The sequence below is a fragment of the Psychrobacter sp. T6-4 genome, assembly GCF_052258425.1.
GTDB lineage: Bacteria > Pseudomonadota > Gammaproteobacteria > Pseudomonadales > Moraxellaceae > Psychrobacter.
Genome location: NZ_JBQQEZ010000003.1, coordinates 65631 through 89944, shown reverse-complemented (window position 1 = coordinate 89944; position 24314 = coordinate 65631). Strand labels below are relative to the sequence as shown.

Genomic DNA, 24314 nt, shown 5'->3' with positions numbered 1-24314 from the left:
TATCGTTTTATAATCAAATAAAATGTCTTTGAGTCTTGTGATTATACCAGTCTAATCCTATAATAATAATTGATGATTTTTGCATATACGCAAACTTTTTATTTACAATCACTAGCATTCACACGAGCCAACTTTTATTTATAGCTAACTAAATAGCTAAGGACATCGGTTTGAATACCACTAATTTGACAACGTTTGTGACTGTAATGCATACAGGCAGCATATCAGGGGCGGCAGAAAAGCTCTTTATTACTCAGCCTGCGGTCAGTAAACGCATCAAAAATCTAGAAGACGAATTCAAAATCACTCTCTTTGATACTGTAGGTCGCGGTATTGTTCCAACGCAAGCGGCGAGCGAGATGCTACCCCATGCTAAACGCTGGCTTGAGGATTACGAGAACTTCAAAATCAACTTGCAACATGCCGAGCATATTGTATCAGGTAAATTGGTCATAGGGACCAGTCATCATATTGGTTTGCATCATTTAGCGCCAGTACTCAAGCATTTTATTCAAGCTTATCCTGCCGTACAGTTAGAGGTGCACTTTGTAGATTCAGAAGAAGCGCACAAGGCCGTACTAGATGGTGATCTGTCTTTGGCTTTTTTGACCTTGCCGCCCGTTTATGACAAACGCCTCACTTACCATACGCTTTGGTCAGATCCACTATATTTTATGACAGGCACCCTCTCCTCACTTGCCAATAAGACCAATGTCACTTTGGAGCAACTAGCGCGTTATCCTGCTATTTTGCCCTCAGCCAATACTTTTACCAGTCAAATCACGTTGGCAGAATTTGCTAAGCATAATCTTAAGCCTTATGCGACGATGAGCACCAATCCATTAGAATCTATTCGTATGCTGGTATCCGTAGGCCTTGGCTGGTCGGTCTTGCCACAGACGCTGATCAGCCAAGATTTAGAACGTATCAATATGGCTGATAATATTGAGCTGCAACGTTATTTAGGCGTGGTGATTAACCCTAAATTGACACGTTCTAGTAGCGTGAGCGCCTTATTAGATTTACTAGCGCCTATTGATTAAGTCATTTAAGAAATGTGTTATTTTACTAACAAATCATAAAACGGTACTGATCATGATTGCAGTATCGTTTTGTCGTTTTAGGCCATATACAACTAATGAGTTTAGCGTACTTACAATTTATTTGTGACAATGCCCATCGTCATTTGTTATTGTAACAAGCAGTTACGCTAATAACTTGGTGGTAACGTCAGCGCGATAAACGTAGTTAAAAATAACGCAGTTAAGAATAAAAGTATAAACCATACAAATATTTTAGATAAACCCATAATGGTATTTTAGCTAAATGTTTGCTTATTTTTATTATAAAATATTGTTTGCCATTGTCTGAATCGTTAGATAACTCAGCAATGAGCTTCAATGCATATTATAGTAAAAATAGTAGTTGCCACTTTGGTTCTATCATTATCTATTTATTAGAAACCCGTTCTAACAAATAGGTGATGTAGCTGCAACTAGCTAGTGGATAAATAGCAAAAATATAAAGCCATTACTTGAATAGAATGGCTTTTTTGTTTTTTTGACACTGAAACTTTATCGACAAATAATTTTATTATAAAGTAAGTTTTACTTATAGACATAACTAAAGCCAATAGTTTTTGGCTAAGGATAACGATATGAACGGAGTTTCTAGTGGTGTGTTAATTTCACTTGCCGCTTACTTTTTAGTGATGATAGGTATCGGTATATACGCCTATTTTAAGCAAGCCAACGACACTGAGGGCTACATGCTCGGTGGGCGTAACCTAAGTCCTGCGGTCACCGCTTTATCAGCAGGCGCCTCAGATATGTCAGGCTGGCTATTACTCGGTTTGCCAGGCTATATGTATGGTTCTGGTGTGGTTAGTATTTGGATTGCGCTAGGCTTGACCTTAGGCGCACTTCTGAACTATATCATTGTAGCGCCGCGCTTGCGTGTCTACACTGAAGTAGCTGACAATGCCATTACCCTCCCCGATTATTTTGCTAATCGATTCGAAGACAAATCACACATGCTGCGTGTTATCTCAGCGATTGTCATTATTTTGTTCTTTACCGTATACACCGCTGCAAGCTTAGTGGGCGGTGGTAAATTGTTCGAAAGCTCATTGAATCTCTCATACAGCACAGGCCTATGGGTCACTGCTGGCGTCGTTGTAGCTTATACTTTGTTCGGTGGTTTCTTAGCGGTATCGATGACCGATTTTGTGCAAGGCGTTATCATGCTATTTGCGCTTGTCATCGTACCTATTGTTGCCTTTACTGATTTGGGCGGCGTATCTGAGGTCACAACAGCGGTCAGAAATATCGATCCTGCTCTACTAAATGTCTTTAGCGGTATGACCTTTTTGGGTATTGCATCACTCATGGCATGGGGTCTAGGTTATTTTGGCCAGCCCCATATTATCGTACGTTTTATGGCGATACGCTCGGTCAAAGATGTGCCGACGGCTCGTAATATCGGTATGAGCTGGATGGTTGTGAGTTTAATAGGCTCGCTCATGACAGGTTTTGCAGGTCGCGCTTATGTGCAAAGAACCTCAATGACTTTGGACGATCCTGAGACGATCTTTTTAGTATTCACCCAGTTCTTGTTCACACCCCTTGTATCAGGGTTCTTATTGGCTGCTATCTTAGCCGCTATTATGAGTACTATCTCATCACAGCTACTAGTAGTATCAAGCTCACTGACCAAAGATGTGTACAAGCTATTTTTTGATAAAGATGCGCCAGAAGCGCGGCAGGTACTCGTAGGTCGTATCTCAGTTGTCGTCGTCGCTGTGGTATCGATAATACTCGCCTCTGACCCAGACAGCTCAGTACTAGAACTCGTCTCTCATGCTTGGGCAGGCTTCGGTGCTGCATTTGGACCGTTAGTTATCTTTAGTCTAACATGGCGTGGTATGAACCGTAATGGCGCAGTCGCTGGTATGGTCGTTGGTGCTTTAACCGTTATCCTTTGGGTATATGGTCCATTTGAGGCGAACGGCATGGCACTAAACGATTGGCTATACGCTATTATTCCAGGCTTTATCTTGAGCACTATCGCCATCTTTGTAGTCAGTAAAATGACAGGTGGACCTAAGTCTACGGTTTCAGCCAAATTCAAAGAGATGGAGCTAAACTTGCATAAGTAAGTAAAGCGCTAGCTGAATTTCTATTTTTATTTTCATTTTTATTTCTATAATTACTAACCTCGTTACTGTTCTAGTAGCGAGGTTTTTTACTGCCTGTATTTGTTTGATACTAAATAATAGCTACCTTGTACTCTTTAAACATAAGACAGTTTGCTTGGACTATTGTCTTGTTCACTCAGCACTATCTACCCTGAACGTTTAACATCAGCATTTCACGTTATAAATGTAAACGCTACCTGCCTGCTCCTAAATCTCTAGTTTCTATATAAGCTGTTTGATAGACCTTTAATCCTATAGAAGCAGATTAGAGATGCATCTAACGCTCATGATTGATCTAAAAATCTCTTTAGTCCCTTAAATTAAAATATAAACACCCATAAAAAAACGACCCATTAAGGATCGTTTTTCTCAAAAAGTCAGTTTCTAATAACTAAATTAGAAGCCCTGCTTTGCTTGGTAAGATAGTTTTGCACCTAAGATAAAGCCATCATTGTCTTCGGCATCGACAACAACTTTTCCTGTTGGTAGTTGGCCTTTTGCATCACCGAACCATAGATATTTACCACCCGCTGATACGGCCCAGTTCTCGGTAACGTTGTACTTAGCACCAAGACCAACACTGTAGTAGCCATCAACAGGACCTAGTGACGTCGTTGGATCACCGGCGCCGCTATCCCAACCAATAGTTCCGCTAACTGCTAAAGCAGGTGCTAAGCGCTTAGCTAGACCGAGCTCTACTTGCCATTGGTCGTCTTCGTACTCAACCAAGTTTAAGCCATCTGGACCAAAGCTACGCTTACTGACTTCATTATACAAAGGTGGCGTAATTGTAAAGTCACTCCATGGTACCCAGCGTACTTTTGCTGTAGCTAGAGTCGTTGGGTTGATACCTGTTTGGAAATCAAAGTTCACTGACTCAGGAGTAGTGACTTCATAGCTATTCGTTTGAGTAGCTGCTGCTGGATTTCCTAATAAAGTACCTTGTAGAGGGTAAGTTTCAGTAATATCTATGTCATGATCAATTTCAGAGCGATAAGTTAAAGCAGCTTTAAGAGCGATTTCAGGCTTGCTATATGAAAAACCTGCTAAATAACCATAATCCATTTCCGGATTATTATTAGAGGTATAGCCAGTAGCAGGACCATAAGCGAGTCCACGTAGTTTTACATTCGCTTCAATACGCTGTGCGACTGGACCACCGTATATTTGAAACTCTTTGTTCGCACCAAACTTAGCACCAAGAATAGCAGTTAAGCTCTGGCTACGTACTTCAACTTTAGTATTTTCACCAGCAGTTTGAAACTCTGCATCCACAATCCCAATTGCTGGAATTAATGGCGATAATGCTGCTAATTGTGCTTCTTGTGCAGGTGTTAATACGCCAGCAGCTGCACCTGCTCGAAGATTATTTACTGCACTCTGTGCTTGTTCGAAAGTATTAAGACCGAAAGGTGAGTTTGGACCGACAGCCCCACCAGAAAGCGCAGTAAGAGTAGCATCACGATTATCCCCATCACGAGCCACAAAATTACCTTGCGTATACTCAGCAGATGCCCCAAATGGCTCATCATAGATCAGACCTATGCTAAATGTATCATTGATATCCGCTTTTACCCCATAACGGAAAAAATCATAGTCTTCAGCGATATCGCCAGTACTATTACCTTCGACATAATCATTACTATTGGGATCTCCATTCGCACTGTCTTTACCACTAACATCAGCGTCAATATAGGTATAAACAGCTTCTGCGTAGACGCCATCTTGGAAAAAGGCAGTGACATCTTGACCTGAACGATCAAGGCCAGCAGCACTAGCGGCGCTAGCGACTGAAAAAGCAGCGATAGCTACTGTGAGGGTTTTTAAGTGAAAGGTGGCGCGCATTGTATTTCTCCAAACATCCCAGTTGTTTAATCGTTAACATAAGTAAGTGTTACTAAATATGTAGACGATGTCCTAAATTGAATAGTAATGGCTTTTTGACACTAAAACAACATTTAAAGTACTTTATTTCTCCATTATGACTGAACAGTACATGATATATACTGGTTTCTAAATAAAACAGTTCTGTGTTGATAGTTTAAATGACTTATATATATGCGATAGAATATATTAGTCTAACTTTTTGCCTAGTCCGCTTCGCCCAAATTAAAAAAACGACCCTGAGAGGATCGCTTTTTTGTTGATTTACCATTTTTATTTTAACTTACTCTTTAACAGAGTGACTATTTAGCCTGATAAGAGATTTTGGCACCTAAGATAAAGCCATCATTGTCCTCAAAGTCACTAACGATTTGTCCGTTCGGTATTTGACCTTCAGCATCACCGAACCATAGGTACTTGCCGCCTGCTGATACCGCCCAGTTTTCAGTCACGTTGTATTTAGCACCAAGGCCTACACTATAGTAGCCTTCGATAGGGCCTAGTGAGGTGACAGGATTGCCTGCACCGCTATCCCAGCCGATGTTGCCGCTAACCGCTAACGCTTTCGATAAACGTTTGGCAAGTCCTAACTCTACGACCCACTGATCGTCATCATAGCTGACTAGCGCTAAACCATCATCATCCTGCGTCGCAACCTTGCTGACGTCGTTATAGAGTGACGGTACGATAGCGAAATCACCCCAAGGTACCCAGCGTACTCTTGCGGTCGCGAGTGTCGTCGGGTTGATGCCGGTTTGAAAATCAAAGTTGACGGATTCAGGCGTGGTGATTTCAATTTTATCGTTTCTGGTAGTTGGTATTGCCCTACCTGCTCTAGCGCCAGCTGCAGTCGCAATTGGAAAGATCTCGGACGCATCTGCTTCATGTTCAATCTCTGAGCGATAAGTCAAAGCGGCCTTTAAAGCAATTTCAGGTTTGCTGTAAGAGAGGCCTGCTATCCAGCCATAATCTTGATCGTTAGCAATGTGAGCGGTATAACCTGAAGCGGAGCTGTAAGCCGTACCGCGCAGTTTCACATCTGCTTTGACTTGTTGAATAACGGGACCACCATAAACTTGAAACTCTTTATTAGCACCAAACTTTGCACCGAGTATACCCGTTAGGTTCTCGCTACGAACTTCTACTTGCGTAGCCTCACCTGCGGTATCAGCAAGGTTTCTAGCGGCTTGTAATCCAATGAGATCTCCTTGCGCTTGCTGCAATTGTTCAGGAGTTAGACCACCAGGATTACCTGGCGCCAATGCACCTTGTAAGTTTGTTATGCTCTGATCAACGATAGCTTCGGTCAAATTGGGATTTTGTAAGAATCCTTGGACAATAGCATCAGCACTATCATTAGCTATAAAATTATTCTCGCCCACGTAGTCTGCTGCCGCGCCAAAAGGCTCGTCATATAGAACACCGATACTAAACGTGTCATTAATGTCTGTTTTTACGCCATAACGAAAAAAGTCATAATCCTCAGCGATGTCATCTATTTTATTACCTGATGAGTCTTTACCCGTTACATCTGCATCTATGTAAGTATATACCGCTTCAGCATAAACGCCGTCTTGAAAGAAAGCCGTCACATCTTGACCTGAGCGATCAAGACCAGCGGTATGGCCTAGGCTAGTAGCAGACAGCGCTGCTATAGCTAATGTTAGAGTTTTGAGGTTAAAGATAACGCGCATAGTATTTCTCCGAACATCCAAAAGATTAGCCATACCATAGTGAGCAGGCAGTTATAGAGCCGACAGATACTAATCGCTTTTGAGCACTAAGACAACCAAAAAGATACACTATTGCCCGATTATGACTATTTGGTCACCAGTTAGTAATGAGGCGGTTTGTCCGCCATAATGTCAAATGGTGCAATGCCCTCATCAGCGCTTTGGTTTTGTAGCTGCTTATTTATGAGTTGCAATTGGCGCTGTAGCGTTTGGATATGCTGATCTTGCCGCGTCACCACGACGTCTAATTGCTCCATTGTCCGCTCTAGATGCGCCATACTCATCTGCAAGTCTATCATCTGATCTTGCGTATCGGAGGTGCTCCCTTTATCCCCATTTTGCAAATCATTGTTCTGTTTGTCATCATTGTATTTATTGAATGTTGATGTGCTCATTGTGTTCTCACTGTTTGTGATTGTGATCTGTATCTTAGTAAACGTGTTTTGGTTATCAGTAATTTGTATAGTCGTCTATACCAGATGACGCTCTAAATATCAGGATAAAAGTTGCGGGTGGCACAAAACTACTCGGGTGACATGTTATACTGCTGGCAACGAGGTACCACCTTTTTATTACTATTCACCAGTGTATTCTCTCATCATCACTCACACTACTATATATAAGCTTAAGACAATCTATGGCACTGATACATCTAAAAAACATCCATCTCGCCTTTGGCGTAGCGCCCGTTCTCGACGGTATTGATTTTAGCATTAATGAAGGCGAGCGCGTTTGCTTGATTGGTCGTAATGGCGAAGGCAAGTCTACCCTATTTAAACTCATTAACGGCTCTTTGCAACCTGATAGTGGCGAAGTCATTATCAGTGGTAGTGCAAGCGTTGCTATGCTCGAGCAAGACGTGCCTGAAACCAGCGGTAAGATACTAGATATCGTCATGGGCGGTAGCCGCCGCACCGCTGATCTACTCATCAGCTACAATCAGCAAACCGACCTGTGCGCTGATGGTGATATGGATGCCTGCGAGCGCATGGCAACGCTACAACACGATATCGATGCGGTACACGGTTGGGATTTAGAGCGCGAAGCTCGCCGCCTTATTACTACTATGGGGCTTGATCCTGAAGATGATCTGTCTTCCTTGTCTGGTGGTCGTAAGCGCCGCGTATTATTAGCGCGAGCCTTGGTGACCAAACCTGACATGCTACTTCTCGATGAGCCAACCAACCATTTGGATGTTGATAGTATTGAGTGGCTTGAGCGTTTTTTGCTTGATTGGCAGGGTTTGACTCTCCTATTTGTCACCCATGATAGAGCCTTTGTCGATAAATTAGCCACGCGCATCGTTGAGCTTGACCGAGGTCAATTGACCAGTTATGACGTGACACAAGGCGCAAAAGGCTATGCGCGCTATCAAGAGCTTAAAGAGCAGCAGCTGCTTGCAGAAGAGAAGAACAACGCTAATTTCGATAAAAAACTAGCGCAAGAAGAGGTTTGGATTCGCCAAGGCATCAAGGCGCGGCGTACCCGCAATGAGGGCCGTGTCCGTGAACTAAAAGCCTTGCGCGAGGAGCGTAGCGAGCGCCGTGAGAAAGTCGGTAACGTCAATATCACGATGGGTGAAGGCGAGAAAAGCGGTAAGCTGGTCTGCAAAGTCAAAAACCTGCATCTTGAGTACGATGGTAACGTACTGGTCGATAACTTTACGACAACGATTATGCGCGGTGACAAGATCGGTATTATTGGTCCCAATGGTGCGGGTAAAACGACCCTTATCAAAGCTATACTCGACATGTCTGATGATGAAGTGATCAAAACGGGCAGTGTTGAGCTTGGTACTAACTTAGAAATTGCATTTTTCGATCAGCTGCGAGATCAATTAGATCTTGAGGCAACGGTCGCGCAAAACGTCTCAGAGGGTTCAGACTTTATCGAAGTCGGTGGTCGTAAGACGCATATTATGAGTTATTTACAAGATTTCTTGTTCGCACCAGAACGCGCTCGTACTCCAGTAAAAGCTTTATCAGGAGGTGAGCGTAACCGCGTACTTTTAGCCAAACAGCTATTAAAACCTGCCAATATTTTGGTACTTGATGAGCCAACCAACGATTTAGATATGGCGACTCTTGAGCTGTTAGAGGAGTCTGTTAGCAGCTTTAACGGTACTATCTTACTTATCAGCCATGATCGCTCATTTATGGACAATGTGGTGACCTCTACTTGGGTATTTGATCAAGACGATGGCAAAGGGGTGGTCAAAGAATACGTCGGCGGCTATCAAGAGTATCTGGTGCAAAAAAACCGTATGCAGGCTGCAAGTGCTACCAAAACGGTCACGGCGACCAAATCAAGCAACAAAGCCCCTTCGACAGTTACCCCAAAAAAAACAGTCAAAAAGCTAAACTTCAATGAACAGCGTGAACTTGATAACTTGCCTAAGGAGATTGCAGCGCTAGAGGCAGAACAAAAAGATCTGCAAGATAAGCTAGCGGATGGCTCTTGGTTCACCAAGGACTTCAATAGTGCTACTGCGGCCAGCGAGCGTTTGCTGATAATTGAAGATGAGATGATGAACAAGCTTGAGCGCTGGGAGATTTTAGAGGCCCAATAGGCTCAAAACATAGATATAAATGAGGCGCAAACTTATATAATTAGTGTGCTCAAAACTTAAAGTTAATGAACATTGCTCCGTTTTCAAGTATCATTCCCTATAGTAATACGTTTTTGTGAAATAGAGAGTAATTGTTAATCAAAAGTATCTTGATTCTACTGCTAGGTACTGATAACCAGTAGGCTCTAGGTGCTTTTTTTATTTCAATAGCTCAATTAAGCCTACTGAGGTTGTTTTATTTTTAACCGTACAATTTATTTTATGACCAAAATAGCTTAGAATAGTAACAATTAGCAAAACTAGGTATAGCCTAATCTGGCTTGCCTTTTTTACTATAATCCTTTAAGCCATAAACCCAGTGTGGGATAATCCCATGTCATTCACCTGGAGGAAGTATCAATGCGCAACACCGAAGGCGTTAATGTACAACGTCGTAGAGTCCTTATTGCCTCGACTGCCGTGATTGGTGCAGCTGGGGTAGCTGCTGTTGCAACCCCTTTTGTGCGCTCGTGGACGCCAAGTGCTAAAGCTGAAGCTGCAGGCGCTGCTGTGACTCAAGATATCGGCTCTATAGAAGAGGGTCAGATGATCGTCGTCAAATATCGCGGCAAACCTATTTTTGTGGTAAAGCGTACTCCAGACATGGTAGACACTCTAAGCGCTGTAGAACCGCTTTTGGCTGATCCCACTTCTGATGCGTCACTGCAGCCAGAATACACCAAGAATCAGACTCGCTCTTTAGAGCCAGGTTTGCTGGTAGTTGAAGGCGTCTGTACACATTTGGGCTGCGCGCCAAACTACCGCCCTGACGTCGGTGCGGCTGATTTAGGTGGCAATGACTGGTATGGCGGGTTCTTTTGTCCCTGTCATGGCTCTAAGTATGACATAGCAGGTCGCGTCTATAGTGGCGTTCCTGCACCGACTAACCTACCTGTTCCAGATTATAGTTTGGATGGGTCTATCTTGACGGTTGGAGAGGCTTAATATGAGTATGGGTAAAAAGTTAATGCATTGGGTGGACGCGCGTTTTCCAGCGACTGAAACCTACGAATACCATATGTCAAAGTACTACGCACCAAAGAACTTTAACTTTTGGTACTTCTTTGGCGTATTGTCAATGATCGTACTCGTCAACCAGCTGGTTACTGGCATTTGGCTGACAATGATGTACAACCCTAGCGCAGAAGGTGCTTTTGCTTCTGTTGAATATATTATGCGTGATGTCAAAGGCGGCTGGCTCATTCGTTATATGCACTCGACTGGTGCATCAGCATTCTTTGTTGTCGTCTACTTGCATATGTTCAGAGCGCTGTTATATGGCTCATACCAAAAGCCTCGCGAGCTTATTTGGCTTATCGGTATGGGTATTTATCTTGCGCTAATGGCAGAGGGCTTCTTTGGTTATCTATTGCCATGGGGCAACATGTCATTTTGGGGCGCGCAGGTTATCTTGAACTTACCAGCAGCGCTACCTGTCATTGGTGATGGCCTAGCTGAGTGGGTACGCGGTGATTACATTATCTCAGGTATTACTCTCAACCGCTTCTTTGCCTTGCACGTTGTGGCGATTCCACTAGTACTTGTCGGCCTTGTCTTTATGCATCTGGTCGCTTTGCATCACGTGGGTTCTAACAACCCTGATGGTATCGACATCAAAAAGCTAAAAGATAAGAACGGCGTACCCTTAGACGGTATCGAGTTCCATCCGTACTATACTGTGCATGATATGGTCGGTATCGTAGTCTTCTTTATCTTATTCTTTGCAGTGGTCTTCTTCTTCCCTGAGGGCGGTGGTTATTTCCTTGAGCCACCAAACTTTGAGACTGCCAACTCACTGAAGACACCAGCGCATATTGCACCCGTCTGGTATTACACGCCTTTCTACGCAATTTTGCGAGCGGTTCCTGATAAGCTTGGCGGCGTTATTGCTATGGGCGGCGCGATTGCAGTGCTATTTTTGATACCTTGGCTAGATAGATCGCCGGTACGCTCCATGCGTTATAAAGGCATACTATCAAAAATCGCTTTGACTATATTCGCTATCAGCTTTGTAGTACTCGGTTACCTAGGTGCGACGCCTGCAACGCCAACAGCGACGCTAATGTCTCGTATCTTTACCGTATTGTACTTCTTATTCTTCTTATTGATGCCTATTTATACGTCTATTGAGACGTGCAAACAGCCACCTGAACGCGTTACCGGAGGTCACTGATGAACACCTTAACAAAATCCCTAACCGGTTTGGGCTTAGGTGCGACTTTGATGTTGACAGCAGGTACTGCTATGGCAGCAGGCGGCGGCGGATGTGGCAGCTTCGTCAACGCTGAAGGCGTAGAAGAGCATCTGCTATGTAGTGAAGCCCCTATTGATTTTACTAATAAAGGCTCGCTACAAAATGGCGCTAAGATGTTTATGAACTACTGTGCTGGGTGTCACTCAGCGCAGTATGTACGTCACTCTCGTATTGCAAAGGATTTAGAGATACCGCCAGAGCTGGTCGAAAAGTATCTGATGGTGACAACCGATCAGATCGGTGATTTTATTAATCCTGAAATTGATCCTGAAGTCCAAGCCTCTTGGTTTGGTGCAGCGCCACCTGATCTATCGCTGGTTAACAGATTACGCGGTGATGATTGGGTCTATACTTACCTCTTGTCATTTTATGAAGATCCAAGTCGTCCTTGGGGCGCAAATAATTTAGTACTACAAAATGCAGCAATGCCTCACGTATTAAATAACTTGCAAAATGATTTGAGTACCGAAGAGTTTGAATCTGAAGTCGGTGATTTGGTTAACTTTATGGCATGGATGGGCGAGCCTGTTCGTCATGATCGTCAAGTGATTGGCTTCTTTGTTATTTTGTTCTTATTAGTGCTTCTTATTCCAGTATACTTACTCAATAAAGAGTTCTGGAAAGACGTTAAATAGAGCGATATTTAAAATATCAGATGAATTAAAAAGCATTACTTCGGTGGTGCTTTTTTTTGTTTTGACATTTATTCATGAAATCGCAAAACCATAGAGAAAGGTTAAGGTAATACTCGTCACTGTTTACGCATGCTATCTTGATAAATAAGGCGACTTTGTTTACGATGGCAATCTTCACTATTAACATTAGGCTTTCATGATTGATGCGAATGACATTCCAAGTAGTCAGCTGATTTTGTATGCGGACGACGGCTACGATAGTCATGTGGTACGCCTATTACTTGAAGAAAAAAAGCTCGCTTATTACTTATCGCGCCTACATTCTGAGCGGCCTGAGGATTTGACGGAGCTAAACCCTTATCATACTCTCCCAGTGCTACAACAGCGCGAGATTGCTCTGTATGAGATCAACGTTATCTTTGAGTATTTAGAAGAGCGTTATCACGCCAATAAGCTACTGCCCGACACGCCGCAGGAGCGCGCGCAGTTTCGTCAATTGGCATGGCGTATTCAGCACGACTGGCTGGTACTAGGTAAGCGCCTACTTATGCACCCAGACAGTTTTAATAAGGCACAAGCTGGCGTCGCAAAAAAGCAATTAGCAGACTCTCTTATTACTTTATCACCTCTATTCGCCCATAAATCGTATTTTATGGCTGATGAGTTTGGCTGGTGTGATGTGTTACTCGCGCCGCTATTATGGCGACTTGAGGAGATGAATATCGAGCTACCTCGTGCTATTAGTCGTCCTCTACTTGACTACCAAACTCGCGTATTTGAGAGAGATAGCTTCAAAAAGAGCGTACGCTGATTTAAAATCAAAAAAATGAACCTTTTACAATTGTTAGTATAGGAAGTTAGAACATGAGTGAAACAACCTCCATTACCCCAACCCGTCCTTATATGGTACGTGCGCTTTATCAATGGATAGAAGATAATGCATTGACGCCATATCTTATGGTAGATGCGACTGCTGAAAATGTGCAAATACCGACAGAGCATGTGCAAGATGGCCGTATTGTCTTAAATATCGCCAGCCGTGCGACAGGCAATATGAGTATGGAAAATGACTATATTCACTTTAGTGCGCGTTTTGGCGGAGTGTCACAGGAGATTTGGGTACCTCTGACAGCAGTCATGGGTATTTATGCCAAAGAGAACTCGCAAGGAATGTTCTTTGATCCTAACGAGTATGATAACTATCAGCCTAAAGACGATGCAGAAGGAGCTGTTAAAAAGAGCCCTAGTGCTGCGCCAAAACCCAAACGCGATAACAAAGCAGGTTTAAAAGTGTTGAAATAGTCTAAGTATAAAATACAAAAAGCTGGTCGTATTGTATACGACCAGCTTTTTGCTGCCTGTTTAAAAGAGCTTTAACCTTAACCCTTTCTAATTTTTAGCTTAGGTTCTTGGCAGAGTCACACCGCGTTGACCTTGATATTTACCGCCGCGATCTTTATAGCTGGTCTCGCAAACGTCATCAGCATCGCTCTGAAAAAACAGCATTTGCGCGACCCCTTCACCTGCATAAATACGCGCGGGCAAGTTGGTCGTATTGCTAAATTCTAGAGTGACATGCCCTTCCCACTCAGGCTCTAGTGGCGTGACGTTAACGATGATACCGCAGCGAGCGTAAGTCGATTTACCTAAGCAGATCGTCAAGACATCACGCGGAATACGGAAATACTCCATCGTACGCGCCAAGGCAAACGAGTTGGGCGGAATGATACACTCATCACCTACGATATCGATAAAGCTCTTTTCATCGAAGTTTTTGGGATCGACAACGACAGAATGCACGTTGGTAAAGACTTTGAATTCAGGCGCGCAGCGAACATCATAACCATAGCTTGAGGTGCCGTAGCTAATGAGACGCTCGCCTGCATCATTAAAGCGCACTTGACCTGCTTCGAACGGCTCAATCATGCCATGATTTTGAGCTTGCTCACGAATCCAGCGATCAGACTTGATAGACATTTTTATCCTTAACTATTGAGTACAATATGTAACTTATAAATTTGTAAGAGGTTTTGGTACTGGTGATTATACGGAACTCAGACGCTGATTTATAGATTTTATAACAGATATAAAGGATTGTTTATATCAGTTTTATCCATGCCTTTATTATTTATCTGATTCATCAGCTACTGATTGTCCTTGGTAGCTGATTACTGTACTTACTGCTCTTCTTTTTGCTTGGTTTGATGCAACGTGAATTAATTCTATGATCATCCTAGTTTCAACAGGCGTTAATCCATCCAATAACGCTTCGCTGACATTAATAATAGCAATACCACTGATCCCATAAGAGTGTTTGGGAAATTTAGATAGTAAGTCTACTATTGCTTGTGTAGCAGTAGAGAAGTCTATAAATAGCAGACGGCGGTTGCTAAAGTTAGCATTAACCTGATGGCTTTTGGTACTGCCGTCTTTATAGTAAGCCGTCGCATTCAATTGATTATTTGATAACTCAATCTCATACACGGGCGGACGCAGCATTTTTAATAACTTATGCTGCTTAGGTAGCCTTTTCAGATAGTTATCATAGGTCATTATGCTCACTAAAAATCCCTTTTTATGCTATTGATCATGAGTTACCCTTCTAAAATATCCGCTTGTCATCAACAGGCTTAGCGAACTTATTAATATTGGCTTCGATGTTTTTGGCGATATTTATATAATATGATGCAAACTCATCATCAGCGAGTACGCTAGGCTCACCTTTATCCACTTGTGCGCGAATACCGCTAGCGAGAGGCAACTGACCTAATAACGGTACTTGATACTGCTCAGCGATAATTTCGCCGCCGCCGACTCCAAAAATAGCTTCGGTAGTTCCGCAGTTGCTACAGGTATGCAAAGCCATATTTTCAACCACGCCAAGTACGGGAATATTGGTCTTATTAAACATCTCAATGCCTTTTTGCGCATCTAACAGCGCTACATGCTGCGGAGTAGTCACAATCACCGCTCCTGTCACTGGTATTCGCTGAGCGAGTGTCAGCTGAATATCACCTGTACCTGGCGGCATATCTATCACCAGATAATCAAGCTGCGGCCAGTTGGTTTGGTTGTACAGTTGCATCAATGCGCCAGTAGCTTTGGGACCACGCCAGGCAACAGGCGTATTATCACTATCGAGCAAGCTACCAATAGATAGCATTGCAAGGCCATGCGCCTCAACTGGGACGAACTGCTCGTTCTCTAGTTGCGGTTTGACATCGGCGACGCCTAGCATCGTTGGTATACTAGGGCCATAGATATCAGCGTCCAGCACACCGACACGCCCGCCAAGCTTTTGTAAAGCTAACGCAATATTGACCGTCGTTGTTGATTTGCCAACGCCGCCCTTGCCAGAGGCGACGACGATGATATGACGAATGCGAGGATGCGCAGTTAGGGAGGCTTGCGTTGGCGCAGCCTTGGTAATCGGTGGTTCGGCGTCAGTATCATTAGTACTAGGGGTTGTTTTAGACATGCTATCAGGTTTTGCTGCTGGCTGGCTCTGAGCGTCCATAGCATTGATCGTCTTTGGCATTTGTTTTGGCAACGTTGACCCTGTGCCTTTGGCTGGTGCAGGTAGGCGTACATTCATATGAATGGTCTTGATGCCGTGCGGATGCAGTAGTTGCCCAAGCTCCTGTTGGATGGTTTCAGGGTCACTGTTAACAGGCAAACGCAAATCTAAAGTCAGCTCATCACCATTGCGCTCAAGCCCAGTCACCATAGTAGCGATACTAATAGTGCCGACTTCATAGCCAAGCAATACCTTGTCCACTGCACTATCGCGCTGTGCTTGCTGCTGCGGGGTTTCAGGTTTGTCAGAGGTTATTTTTTTTATAAAGTTGAACATAGCTATTTTTACTTCTTATAAAAAGATGGTTTTTATGGGCTGGATCATCAATCATTATTGGAGGTTCAGTGTAGCCCAATTGACACTATTAAAAAACCAGCAACTCTTATGAGTCAACAGATTGTTACCTTTTAGTGTGAACGAATGATTTGTTAGTTAATGCTTAAAGCCGACTTTATATCGCCAAAAACTTTGAAGCGATGAATAAGTAAATAAGCACGCCCGAGGCATCACTTATTGAAGTTATCAAAGGCGCACTGGCCGTGGCAGGGTCAAAGCCTAACTTGTTAAGTACAAAAGGCAGACTCATGCCGATCACACTACCAATGATAACTACCGACACCATGCTCAGCGCTAGCACCACCGATACGATAGCGTCACCGCGGATATAGCCGATAATAGCGACAGCGACCGCCATCGTAGCTCCTAGCACAAGTGCAACTAAAGCTTCACGGCCTAGTAGTGAAAACCAATCCTTCATCACCACATCGCCAGTAGCGAGCGCTCGTACCATCAAAGTGGCAGACTGTGAGCCTGCATTACCACCACTATCGACCAATAACGGCAAGAAAAATACTAGTACTAAATTGGCGGCAATAACATTTTCAAAGTTGGCAATACTAAAGCCTGAGAGCAGATTGCCAAATATCAATAAGACCAGCCAAAAGACGCGCTTACGATACAGCACTTTAACGCTCACATCTTTGAGCCTACCGACCATAGTCGTGACGCCAGCTGACTTATGAAAGTCATCAGTCGCTTCATCGCTAGCAACATCCATCGCATCATCATGAGTGACGATACCAACTAAAGCGCCATTATCGTCAGTAATTGGCAGTGCAATGAGATCGTAACGAGCTACGACTTTGGCGACGTCTTCTTGATCGTCAGAGGCGTTAGATGACACCACACTACTCATCATAATATCGTTAATCACTTGCTCAGGGGACGCTAAAATGAGCACTCGTAATGACACCACGCCTAGGAGTTTACGGGCATCATCTATGACATAGGCATGATAAATCGTCTCAGCGTCAGGTGCCTCTAATCTTAGAGCATCTAGCGCTTGCGCCACCGTCATCTTTGGCGCTAAGGTGGCATAATCAGAGGTCATCAAAGCCCCAGCGGTACGCTCCTCGTAGGCCGATAGCCTGCGAATGTCTTCGCGTTTGGCTTGCGCTAATGCGGGCAGCAGGGCATCGCGCTGCTCTTGGTTAAGATGCTTGTACAGGTCAGTGCGCGCGTCCGCTGGCATCTCCCCTATCAAGATTGCCATACTCTCACGCGGGAACTTGTGCGCCATAGCGACCTGTACATCAGGCTCTAGGTACGCAAATATAGTTGAGCGATTGGGCAGGCGCTCCAATAACTGCCAAGCGAGCGTCGTATCCATCAGCGCAAGCACATCAGCGCTATCAATAGGGCGCAAAGCCTGTAGTTGATTCATTGCGGGCGTAAACTGCTGCTGCTCAATAGCAGCGCTTAACGTTAACGCGATATCTTGATAGTTCATTATAATTGCTCTGTGCGATGCGAGAAGATTTGATTATAAATAAAAAAAGAGCCAATATGATTGGCTCTTTTTTATCTCATAAAGAAGATGCTAGCGGATGGGTGATTTATAAGCAAGCGGATAAAGGCTTAGGCTCATTAATCCATTAGTTCATAAACCAGCCATGACTGGCGACGATGGATTGTCCTGTGAATACATTGGTTGGGAATGCGGCTAGAAATAATGCCAACTGAGCGATATCATCAACGGTAGTGAACTCTTTATCAACGGTATTGACTAGCATAATATCGTTGACGACTTCTTCTTCGCTAATGCCCTTCTCTTTGGCTTGCTCAGGGATCTGCTTTTCGACCAGTGGGGTTTTGACAAAGCCTGGGCAAATCACATGCGAGCGTACGTTGTGCTCGCCGCCCTCTTTTGCCAGTACGCGGCACAGCCCTAATAGACCATGCTTGGCGGTAACATAAGGCGCTTTGTAGAGTGAGGCTTCGTGTGAGTGTACCGAACCCATATAAATAACCGTACCGCCTTTGTCGTCTTTATACATATGCTTGACAGCGGCTTTGGTTGTCAAAAAAGCGCCATCTAGATGAATAGCGAGCATTTTTTTCCAGTCATCAAATGCCATTTTGTCAATTGGGTTGATAATCTGAATACCGGCATTGGAGACAAGAATGTCAATACCGCCAAAGGTGTCGACCAGCTGCTGCACACCTGCGTTGACTGCATCCTCCGAGGTAACATCCATCTCGATTGCTAACGCTTGTCCACCAGCCTCTTTGATGGCATCAACTGTCTCTTGAGCGGCATCCAAATTGATATCTGCAATACCGACTGCAGCGCCTGCCTTGGCATAAGTCTCAGCGATATCACGTCCGATGCCGCTAGCTGAGCCTGTGACTAATGCTACTTTACCTGTCAAATCATGTTGTAGTTCGGTCGCCATACTTTTATTCCTTACTTTAATTTTTTATTAAATGGACTTATTGAATAATCGTACTTACTGGATTATGGTTACTGGGGTTTTTTCTTGTAGCTCATCGAAGCTGACATCATCGGCTAGTTCGACAAGTTTAAGTCCTTGATCTGTGACATCAAGCACTGCAAGTTCGGTAATAATGCGATCAACAACACCTTTACCGGTCAATGGTAGCTCACAGTTGGCAAGGATTTTGGGATCGCCATGTTTGTTCACTTGCTCCATGAGTACAATCACTCGTTGCACGCCTGCGACCAAGTCCATCGCGCCGCCCATACCTTTGACCATCTTTTTGGGGATCATCCAGTTGGCCAGATCACCGTTTTCTGAGACCTCCATTGCGCCAAGTATCGCCAGATTGACGTGACCACCACGAATCATCGCAAACGACTCTGAGCTGCTAAAAAAGCTAGCACCAGGTTTTGCGGTTACCGTTTGCTTACCGGCGTTAATCAAATCTGCATCGACATTATCTTCGGTCGGGAACTCGCCGATACCTAATAAGCCATTCTCAGACTGTAGCCAAACGTCTACGCCCTCAGGGATGTAATTGGCCACCAGTGTCGGCAGGCCAATGCCTAAATTGACGTAATAACCATCTTGCAACTCTTGTGCGGCGCGCTGCGCCATTTGCTCTCTTGTCCATGCCATGGTATTTATCCTTAAAAATTATCGTATTCTTTTTGGTCTTAGTTCAACTTAGTGCTTAAGCGCTCTCAGCGGCTTTTGTCGTAATTTTCTCAATGCGTTTTTCAGGAGCGCTATTGAGTACAATACGTTGCACATAGATACCAGGCAGATGTATCTCATTGGGATCAAGCGTGCCTGTCTCTACGATTTCCTCAACCTCAGCAATGGTAATTTTGCCTGCTGTTGCACAGTCTGGATTGAAGTTGCGCGCGGTTTTACTAAATATTAAGTTACCTGCTTTGTCCGCTTTTAGCGCTTTGACGAGGGAGATATCCGCGTTTAATGCACGCTCAAGAATATAAGTACGACCCTCAAAGTCGCGGGTCTCCTTGCCTTCAGCAACTAAGGTACCGACGCCTGTCGCGGTATAAAATGCGGGAATACCTGCACCGCCTGAACGTAGTCTTTCTGCTAATGTGCCTTGCGGGGTCAGCTCAACTTCTAACTCGCCTGCCAAGTATTGGCGCTCAAACTCTTTGTTTTCGCCCACATATGATGAGATCATTTTTTTGATTTGGCGGGTTTGTAATAATAGTCCCAAGCCAAAATCATCGACACCGGCGTTGTTACTAATACAAGTAAGATTTTTGACACCGCTATCGCGTAACGCTTCAATAAGCGCTTCTGGAATGCCGCACAGGCCAAAACCGCCAATAGCGAGGGTTTGTCCATCACTCACGATACCCTTTAGGGCATCTTGTGCCGTACTATATACTTTTGATTGACTCATGCTCAGCTCCTTGCTAATTTAGCATTTTTTAATATTAACCCATAATCTACAGAAAATTTAAAACAATACACCTTGTATCAATATATCTTGTATACAACATATGTGCTAACTTAGCATATTATCATCTTAGCGACTAGCCAAGAACGTTAAGATGATAGTAAAGATAGCAGCTATATCGTATCGATAAGAGATAGAGGCTTCGATAACAGTCGTTATATCATAGCGACTGGTTATCCTATAGCTGCTTTGAGTACTATGGTCAGCATTTTTATATTAGCGTTATACACACTGATTGATTAAATAATTTATAGGGCCGCGGATACCATTTATTCGCGGTCTACTTTATGCCAAGGAGAAGGCTTATGTTTAGCACACTTGCTATTGTCATCACGTTATTACTGCTCATGTTTTTTGCCTATCGCGGCTATTCTGTACTGATTTTAGCACCGATTATGGCAACACTAGCTGTATTGCTATCGGGTGATTTTTTGACGAGTATCCCCGCCTATACCGATATCTTTATGGGCGCACTTAGCGGATTCTTACTGAAGTTTTTTCCTATATTCTTACTAGGCGCACTCTTTGGGCGTTTGATGGCAGACTCAGGCGCCGCAACCGCGATTGCCAATACCGTAGTCAAAAAGCTTGGCGCAAGCAAAGCTATCCTTGCGGTGATTTTAGTCTGTGCTATCTTGACCTACGGCGGCGTCTCGCTATTTGTTGTAGCCTTTGCTATCTACCCTATCGCCAAGGACTTATTTAGAGCGGCTGATATCCCTAAGCGCTTGATTCCAGCGGCTATCGCACTAGGCTCTTTTACCTTTACTATGACCGCCCTGCCCGGTACGCCTGCGATTCAAAACGCTATCCCTATTCCTTATTACAATACTAATGTCTTTGCAGCGCCCATCTTAGGGATAATCGGCGGTACCATCATGTTCATTGGTGGATGGCTGTGGTTACAATCACGCGCCAAAAAAGCCAATGCCGCAGGTGAAGGTTATGGTCAGCATGACGACGAAGACGTCGGCGTCGGTGGTATCGATGCCAAAAAAGAGCCTGTTCAGGAAAACGTCGCGCAAGAGAACGTCGCTAAGAGCAACCTAGCGACAACAAGTGAAGCGCGCAACACTCATCAAACCTCCTTTGTGGTTGCGATGATTCCGCTGGTTTTGGTTATCGCATTGAACGCCATGCTCACCTACTTTATCTTTCCTGCGATGGACTTTAGCAGCTTACAAACGCAGTTCCCTGATCTTAATATCGAAGGCTCACTAGGTCTTTGGTCTATTATCATCTCTTTGGTCATCGCTATTATCGTGCTGATTGTGCTGCGCATCGGTCACTGGAGTAATCTACAAAAAACCATTAACCGTGGTACTTATGATTCGATGTTGCCGATATTTAACACCGCCTCAGAGGTGGGTTACGGCGCGGTTATCGCCTCGCTTGCAGGGTTTCTTATCATTCGTGATAGTATCTTAAACCTCAATCCCAATAATCCGCTGATATCAGAAGCGGTTGCTATGACTACGCTTGCCGGTATCACAGGCTCATCTTCTGGTGGTTTGAGTATTGCCCTATCGACATTAGGTGAGGATTATCTCAGAATGGCGGTCGAAGCGGGTATTGACCCTGAGCTGATGCACCGAGTCGCTGTCATGGCAGCAGGTGGTCTTGACACCTTGCCCCATAGCGGCGCGGTCATCACCTTGTTTGCTATTTGTGGTCTGACCCATAAGCAGTCTTATCTTAATCTAGCAGTCGTTACGATGGTAATTCCACTCATCGCTGTTATTGCTGTCATCACTTTGGGTACTTTGTTCGGATCATTCTAAGTTTGGATCGTTCTAAACGTACCCTTTAAAACGGTTTAATATAATTTAAAGCCCACTTAGCACTTGCTTGGTGGGCTTTTTGGTTTTGACTTTTAAACTGATTAAATGAGTATGTGCTACACGGATCGCATCAATGCATAGGTTTATTACTAAGCACTATCACAACTTTGGCTAAATTACGGTATCATAGGCACAATTTTTTATTTTGGTGCGTCCCGTTCTTTGCACTCCTCTTTGTTGATAATGGCAATGATGCCTAGAGCGATTGACCACTACCCTTTTTAGATAAAAATATAGGTGATAAACGTGCGTGAGATTTTAGTAACCAGTGCCTTACCTTATGCCAATGGCTACATCCATTTAGGCCATCTTGTAGAATACATTCAAACCGACATTTGGGTACGGGCGATGAAAGCGCAGGGCCATCAGGTCACTTATGTCTGCGCCGATGATGCTCACGGCACCGCTATCATGCTCAAAGCTGAGTCTAACGGTATTACGCCAGAGGAGCAAATCGCCTCAGTCAAAGCCTCGCACGAAGCGGACTTTGCAAAATTTTTGATTGATTTTGATAATTATCACACCACTCATTCAGAAGAAAACAAGCACTTCTCAGAGCTGATTTATCGTCGTCTTAATAGCGCAGGACATATCAGTACCCGCGACGTCGAGCAATTATTTGACCCCGAAAAACAGCTGTTCTTAGCCGATCGTTTTGTCAAAGGTCAATGCCCTGAATGCGGTGCGATGGATCAATACGGCGATAACTGCGAAGTCTGCGGCACCACCTATGATGCGACAGATCTGATCAACCCTTATTCGACGTTATCAGATGCGACGCCTGTACTCAAAACCTCAAAGCACTACTTCTTTGATTTGCCAGGGTTTGAGCAGTTTTTAAAAGACTGGACACGCAGTGACAATCGCTTGCAAGTCTCCGTTGCCAACAAACTCCAAGAGTGGTTTGATGCCGGTCTTGCCAGCTGGGACATCTCGCGTGATGCGCCCTACTTTGGCTTCAAAATTCCTGATACCCCAAGTGATGAGCCAGACAAATACTTTTATGTCTGGCTAGATGCGCCCGTGGGCTACATGGCAAGTTTTCAAAACTTGTGTGATAAGCGCAAAGGCGGCGATAACGAGCTGGACTTTGATCGCTATTGGATGCAAGAGAATGAGCACAAAACCGAGGTTTATCACTTCATCGGTAAAGATATCGTCTATTTCCATGCGCTGTTTTGGCCCGCTATGCTCGCAGGTAGTGAATTCCGTACGCCAACGGGTGTCTTCGCGCACGGCTTTTTGATGGTCAATGGCGAGAAGATGAGTAAATCACGCGGCACCTTTATCAAGGCTGAAACCTACGCTGAGCACTTGCATCCTGAGTACTTACGTTATTACTTTGCGAGTAAACTCTCTGATAAAGTCGAAGACATTAACCTTGATTTAGAAGACTTTATGCAAAAGGTTAATTCTGACTTAGTCGGTAAAGTGGTCAATATCGCCAGTCGCAGTGCAGGATTCTTGGTCAAAAAGTATGACGGTATGCTGTCTGATACTTGCGTAGAGTCAACGCTACTAGAAGATATCACCAAGACGGGTGATGAGATTGCCGCCGCTTATGAGAATCGTGAGTTTGCGCGAGCCATGCGCCTAATTATGCAATGCGCGGACAAGGCCAATGAGTATATTGATGACAAAAAGCCCTGGTCGCTTGCTAAGATTGAGGGCACTGAGCAAGAAGTACAAGACGTCTGCTCGGTGGCGATTAATATTTTCCGTCAATTGATGGTTTATCTTGCGCCTGTACTACCTGAGCTTACGGGCAATGCCAAAGCGTTCTTAAATATTGATGATTTAAGCTTCGCCAGTCGTAACCAGTGGCTGCTAGGCCACAAGATCAATAAGTTTAAACCGCTTATGCAGCGTATCGAAGAAAAAGACGTGGCGGCGATGGTTGAAGACTCAAAAGCGTCACTTACACAAACAGACGCGCCAGCAGTTAGTAATGACACTAAAGCAGTAGCCGATAAGAAAAATACTGAGCAAACTAACGATAGTGCTGATGACTACATCGGTATTGAAGACTTTGCTAAGGTTGAGATGAGGGTCGCGCATGTGGTTGAGTGTAATCATGTCGAGGGCGCGGACAAGTTATTGCAATTTACCTTAGACGTTGGCGAAGACCAGCCGCGTAATGTGTTTAGTGGTATCCGTAAGTTTTATGAGCCTGAACAATTAACGGGCAAAAAGGTGATTTGCGTGACCAATCTTGCCCCGCGTAAGATGAAATTTGGTGTATCAGAGGGCATGGTGCTATCAACAGGTGATCCAAAAACGGGACTGACCGTTGTGACTTTACCTGATGAGTGCGTCGTTGGTGACACCCTTGCTTAAGTAA

20 protein-coding genes are annotated in these 24314 nt (G+C 44.2%); 10 read left to right on the top strand and 10 right to left on the bottom strand.

Annotation, left to right across the window (positions count from 1 at the left end):
• The first annotated feature begins 170 nt into the window (after window positions 1-170).
• Window positions 171-1043, top strand: a complete 873-nt coding sequence (locus ACTXGE_RS03190; RefSeq protein WP_317200362.1) for a LysR family transcriptional regulator — start codon at window positions 171-173, stop codon at window positions 1041-1043.
• 614 nt (window positions 1044-1657) lie between these two features.
• A complete protein-coding gene (gene putP / locus ACTXGE_RS03185; protein WP_443541854.1) occupies window positions 1658-3157 on the top strand; it encodes a sodium/proline symporter PutP in 1500 nt (499 codons plus the stop codon).
• A gap of 435 nt (window positions 3158-3592) precedes the next feature.
• Here the strand turns inward: putP and ACTXGE_RS03180 are convergent, their stop codons facing one another.
• The 3 genes from ACTXGE_RS03180 to ACTXGE_RS03170 all read right to left on the bottom strand — a co-directional run bounded on the left by ACTXGE_RS03180 (window position 3593) and on the right by ACTXGE_RS03170 (window position 7208).
• Window positions 3593-5041 (bottom strand): OmpP1/FadL family transporter, encoded by a 1449-nt coding sequence (locus tag ACTXGE_RS03180; protein ID WP_443541856.1) that lies wholly within the window; start codon window positions 5039-5041, stop codon window positions 3593-3595.
• A 341-nt stretch (window positions 5042-5382) separates the two neighbouring features.
• Window positions 5383-6774, bottom strand: a complete 1392-nt coding sequence (locus ACTXGE_RS03175) for an outer membrane protein transport protein (protein ID WP_443541946.1) — start codon at window positions 6772-6774, stop codon at window positions 5383-5385.
• Window positions 6775-6914: 140 nt separating this feature from the next.
• On the bottom strand, window positions 6915-7208 hold the full coding sequence (locus ACTXGE_RS03170) for a SlyX family protein (protein ID WP_317200366.1): 294 nt from the start codon (window positions 7206-7208) through the stop codon (window positions 6915-6917).
• Between the two features lie 242 nt (window positions 7209-7450).
• Between ACTXGE_RS03170 and ACTXGE_RS03165 the strand changes: the two genes are divergently transcribed.
• From ACTXGE_RS03165 to ACTXGE_RS03140, 6 genes are all read left to right on the top strand, one after another.
• Window positions 7451-9382: an ATP-binding cassette domain-containing protein gene (locus ACTXGE_RS03165; protein ID WP_443541858.1), complete on the top strand. Its 1932-nt coding sequence runs from the start codon at window positions 7451-7453 to the stop codon at window positions 9380-9382.
• Between the two features lie 399 nt (window positions 9383-9781).
• The gene (gene petA, locus ACTXGE_RS03160; RefSeq protein ID WP_317200368.1) at window positions 9782-10366 is read left to right on the top strand and encodes a ubiquinol-cytochrome c reductase iron-sulfur subunit; all 585 of its coding nucleotides are present in this window, start codon (window positions 9782-9784) and stop codon (window positions 10364-10366) included.
• 22 nt (window positions 10367-10388) lie between these two features.
• On the top strand, window positions 10389-11594 hold the full coding sequence (locus ACTXGE_RS03155) for a cytochrome b (protein ID WP_317200406.1): 1206 nt from the start codon (window positions 10389-10391) through the stop codon (window positions 11592-11594).
• Window positions 11594-12310, top strand: a complete 717-nt coding sequence (locus tag ACTXGE_RS03150) for a cytochrome c1 (protein ID WP_317200369.1) — start codon at window positions 11594-11596, stop codon at window positions 12308-12310. Before ACTXGE_RS03155 ends, ACTXGE_RS03150 begins: the two co-directional genes overlap by 1 nt.
• Before the next feature lie 196 nt (window positions 12311-12506).
• On the top strand, window positions 12507-13121 hold the full coding sequence (locus ACTXGE_RS03145; RefSeq protein WP_317200370.1) for a glutathione S-transferase N-terminal domain-containing protein: 615 nt from the start codon (window positions 12507-12509) through the stop codon (window positions 13119-13121).
• A 53-nt stretch (window positions 13122-13174) separates the two neighbouring features.
• On the top strand, window positions 13175-13612 hold the full coding sequence (locus ACTXGE_RS03140) for a ClpXP protease specificity-enhancing factor (protein ID WP_317200371.1): 438 nt from the start codon (window positions 13175-13177) through the stop codon (window positions 13610-13612).
• Window positions 13613-13711: 99 nt separating this feature from the next.
• On the opposite strand, the gene dcd is transcribed toward ACTXGE_RS03140, so the two are convergent.
• The 7 genes from dcd to ACTXGE_RS03105 form a co-directional block, all read right to left on the bottom strand.
• Window positions 13712-14287, bottom strand: coding sequence for a dCTP deaminase (gene dcd / locus ACTXGE_RS03135; RefSeq protein ID WP_317200372.1), 576 nt, complete (start codon window positions 14285-14287; stop codon window positions 13712-13714).
• Window positions 14288-14434: 147 nt separating this feature from the next.
• The gene (locus ACTXGE_RS03130; RefSeq protein ID WP_317200373.1) at window positions 14435-14863 is read right to left on the bottom strand and encodes a hypothetical protein; all 429 of its coding nucleotides are present in this window, start codon (window positions 14861-14863) and stop codon (window positions 14435-14437) included.
• 49 nt (window positions 14864-14912) lie between these two features.
• Window positions 14913-16163 (bottom strand): iron-sulfur cluster carrier protein ApbC, encoded by a 1251-nt coding sequence (apbC, locus tag ACTXGE_RS03125; RefSeq protein ID WP_435949189.1) that lies wholly within the window; start codon window positions 16161-16163, stop codon window positions 14913-14915.
• A gap of 175 nt (window positions 16164-16338) precedes the next feature.
• A complete protein-coding gene (mgtE, locus tag ACTXGE_RS03120) occupies window positions 16339-17676 on the bottom strand; it encodes a magnesium transporter (RefSeq protein WP_443541861.1) in 1338 nt (445 codons plus the stop codon).
• A gap of 145 nt (window positions 17677-17821) precedes the next feature.
• On the bottom strand, window positions 17822-18622 hold the full coding sequence (locus ACTXGE_RS03115) for a 3-hydroxybutyrate dehydrogenase (protein WP_317200376.1): 801 nt from the start codon (window positions 18620-18622) through the stop codon (window positions 17822-17824).
• Window positions 18623-18676: 54 nt separating this feature from the next.
• The gene (locus ACTXGE_RS03110) at window positions 18677-19306 is read right to left on the bottom strand and encodes a 3-oxoacid CoA-transferase subunit B (RefSeq protein WP_317200377.1); all 630 of its coding nucleotides are present in this window, start codon (window positions 19304-19306) and stop codon (window positions 18677-18679) included.
• A 55-nt stretch (window positions 19307-19361) separates the two neighbouring features.
• Window positions 19362-20075, bottom strand: a complete 714-nt coding sequence (locus tag ACTXGE_RS03105) for a CoA transferase subunit A (protein ID WP_443541864.1) — start codon at window positions 20073-20075, stop codon at window positions 19362-19364.
• A 362-nt stretch (window positions 20076-20437) separates the two neighbouring features.
• On the opposite strand from ACTXGE_RS03105, the gene ACTXGE_RS03100 reads away from it, so the two are divergent.
• Together ACTXGE_RS03100 and metG are read left to right on the top strand one after the other, a co-directional pair.
• Complete coding sequence (locus tag ACTXGE_RS03100) at window positions 20438-21913, top strand: GntP family permease (RefSeq protein WP_435949193.1); 1476 nt, start codon at window positions 20438-20440, stop codon at window positions 21911-21913.
• A 306-nt stretch (window positions 21914-22219) separates the two neighbouring features.
• Window positions 22220-24310 carry a methionine--tRNA ligase gene (metG, locus tag ACTXGE_RS03095; protein ID WP_443541866.1) on the top strand — a complete coding sequence of 697 codons (2091 nt, stop codon included), beginning with the start codon at window positions 22220-22222 and terminating at the stop codon, window positions 24308-24310.
• The last annotated feature ends 4 nt before the right edge of the window (window positions 24311-24314 follow it).

Bases quoted from the DNA above. Each gene is read 5' to 3' on its own strand.
- ACTXGE_RS03145 (WP_317200370.1), top strand. From the start codon at position 12,507: ATGATTGATGCGAATGACATTCCAAGTAGTCAGCTGATTTTGTATGCG.
- ACTXGE_RS03175 (WP_443541946.1), bottom strand. From the start codon at position 6,774: ATGCGCGTTATCTTTAACCTCAAAACTCTAACATTAGCTATAGCAGCG.
- ACTXGE_RS03140 (WP_317200371.1), top strand. From the start codon at position 13,175: ATGAGTGAAACAACCTCCATTACCCCAACCCGTCCTTATATGGTACGT.
- apbC (WP_435949189.1), bottom strand. From the start codon at position 16,163: ATGTTCAACTTTATAAAAAAAATAACCTCTGACAAACCTGAAACCCCG.
- ACTXGE_RS03180 (WP_443541856.1), bottom strand. From the start codon at position 5,041: ATGCGCGCCACCTTTCACTTAAAAACCCTCACAGTAGCTATCGCTGCT.
- ACTXGE_RS03170 (WP_317200366.1), bottom strand. From the start codon at position 7,208: ATGAGCACATCAACATTCAATAAATACAATGATGACAAACAGAACAAT.
- ACTXGE_RS03150 (WP_317200369.1), top strand. From the start codon at position 11,594: ATGAACACCTTAACAAAATCCCTAACCGGTTTGGGCTTAGGTGCGACT.
- ACTXGE_RS03155 (WP_317200406.1), top strand. From the start codon at position 10,389: ATGCATTGGGTGGACGCGCGTTTTCCAGCGACTGAAACCTACGAATAC.
- ACTXGE_RS03130 (WP_317200373.1), bottom strand. From the start codon at position 14,863: ATGACCTATGATAACTATCTGAAAAGGCTACCTAAGCAGCATAAGTTA.
- ACTXGE_RS03100 (WP_435949193.1), top strand. From the start codon at position 20,438: ATGTTTAGCACACTTGCTATTGTCATCACGTTATTACTGCTCATGTTT.
- mgtE (WP_443541861.1), bottom strand. From the start codon at position 17,676: ATGAACTATCAAGATATCGCGTTAACGTTAAGCGCTGCTATTGAGCAG.
- putP (WP_443541854.1), top strand. From the start codon at position 1,658: ATGAACGGAGTTTCTAGTGGTGTGTTAATTTCACTTGCCGCTTACTTT.
- ACTXGE_RS03165 (WP_443541858.1), top strand. From the start codon at position 7,451: ATGGCACTGATACATCTAAAAAACATCCATCTCGCCTTTGGCGTAGCG.
- ACTXGE_RS03105 (WP_443541864.1), bottom strand. From the start codon at position 20,075: ATGAGTCAATCAAAAGTATATAGTACGGCACAAGATGCCCTAAAGGGT.
- petA (WP_317200368.1), top strand. From the start codon at position 9,782: ATGCGCAACACCGAAGGCGTTAATGTACAACGTCGTAGAGTCCTTATT.
- dcd (WP_317200372.1), bottom strand. From the start codon at position 14,287: ATGTCTATCAAGTCTGATCGCTGGATTCGTGAGCAAGCTCAAAATCAT.
- ACTXGE_RS03115 (WP_317200376.1), bottom strand. From the start codon at position 18,622: ATGGCGACCGAACTACAACATGATTTGACAGGTAAAGTAGCATTAGTC.
- ACTXGE_RS03110 (WP_317200377.1), bottom strand. From the start codon at position 19,306: ATGGCATGGACAAGAGAGCAAATGGCGCAGCGCGCCGCACAAGAGTTG.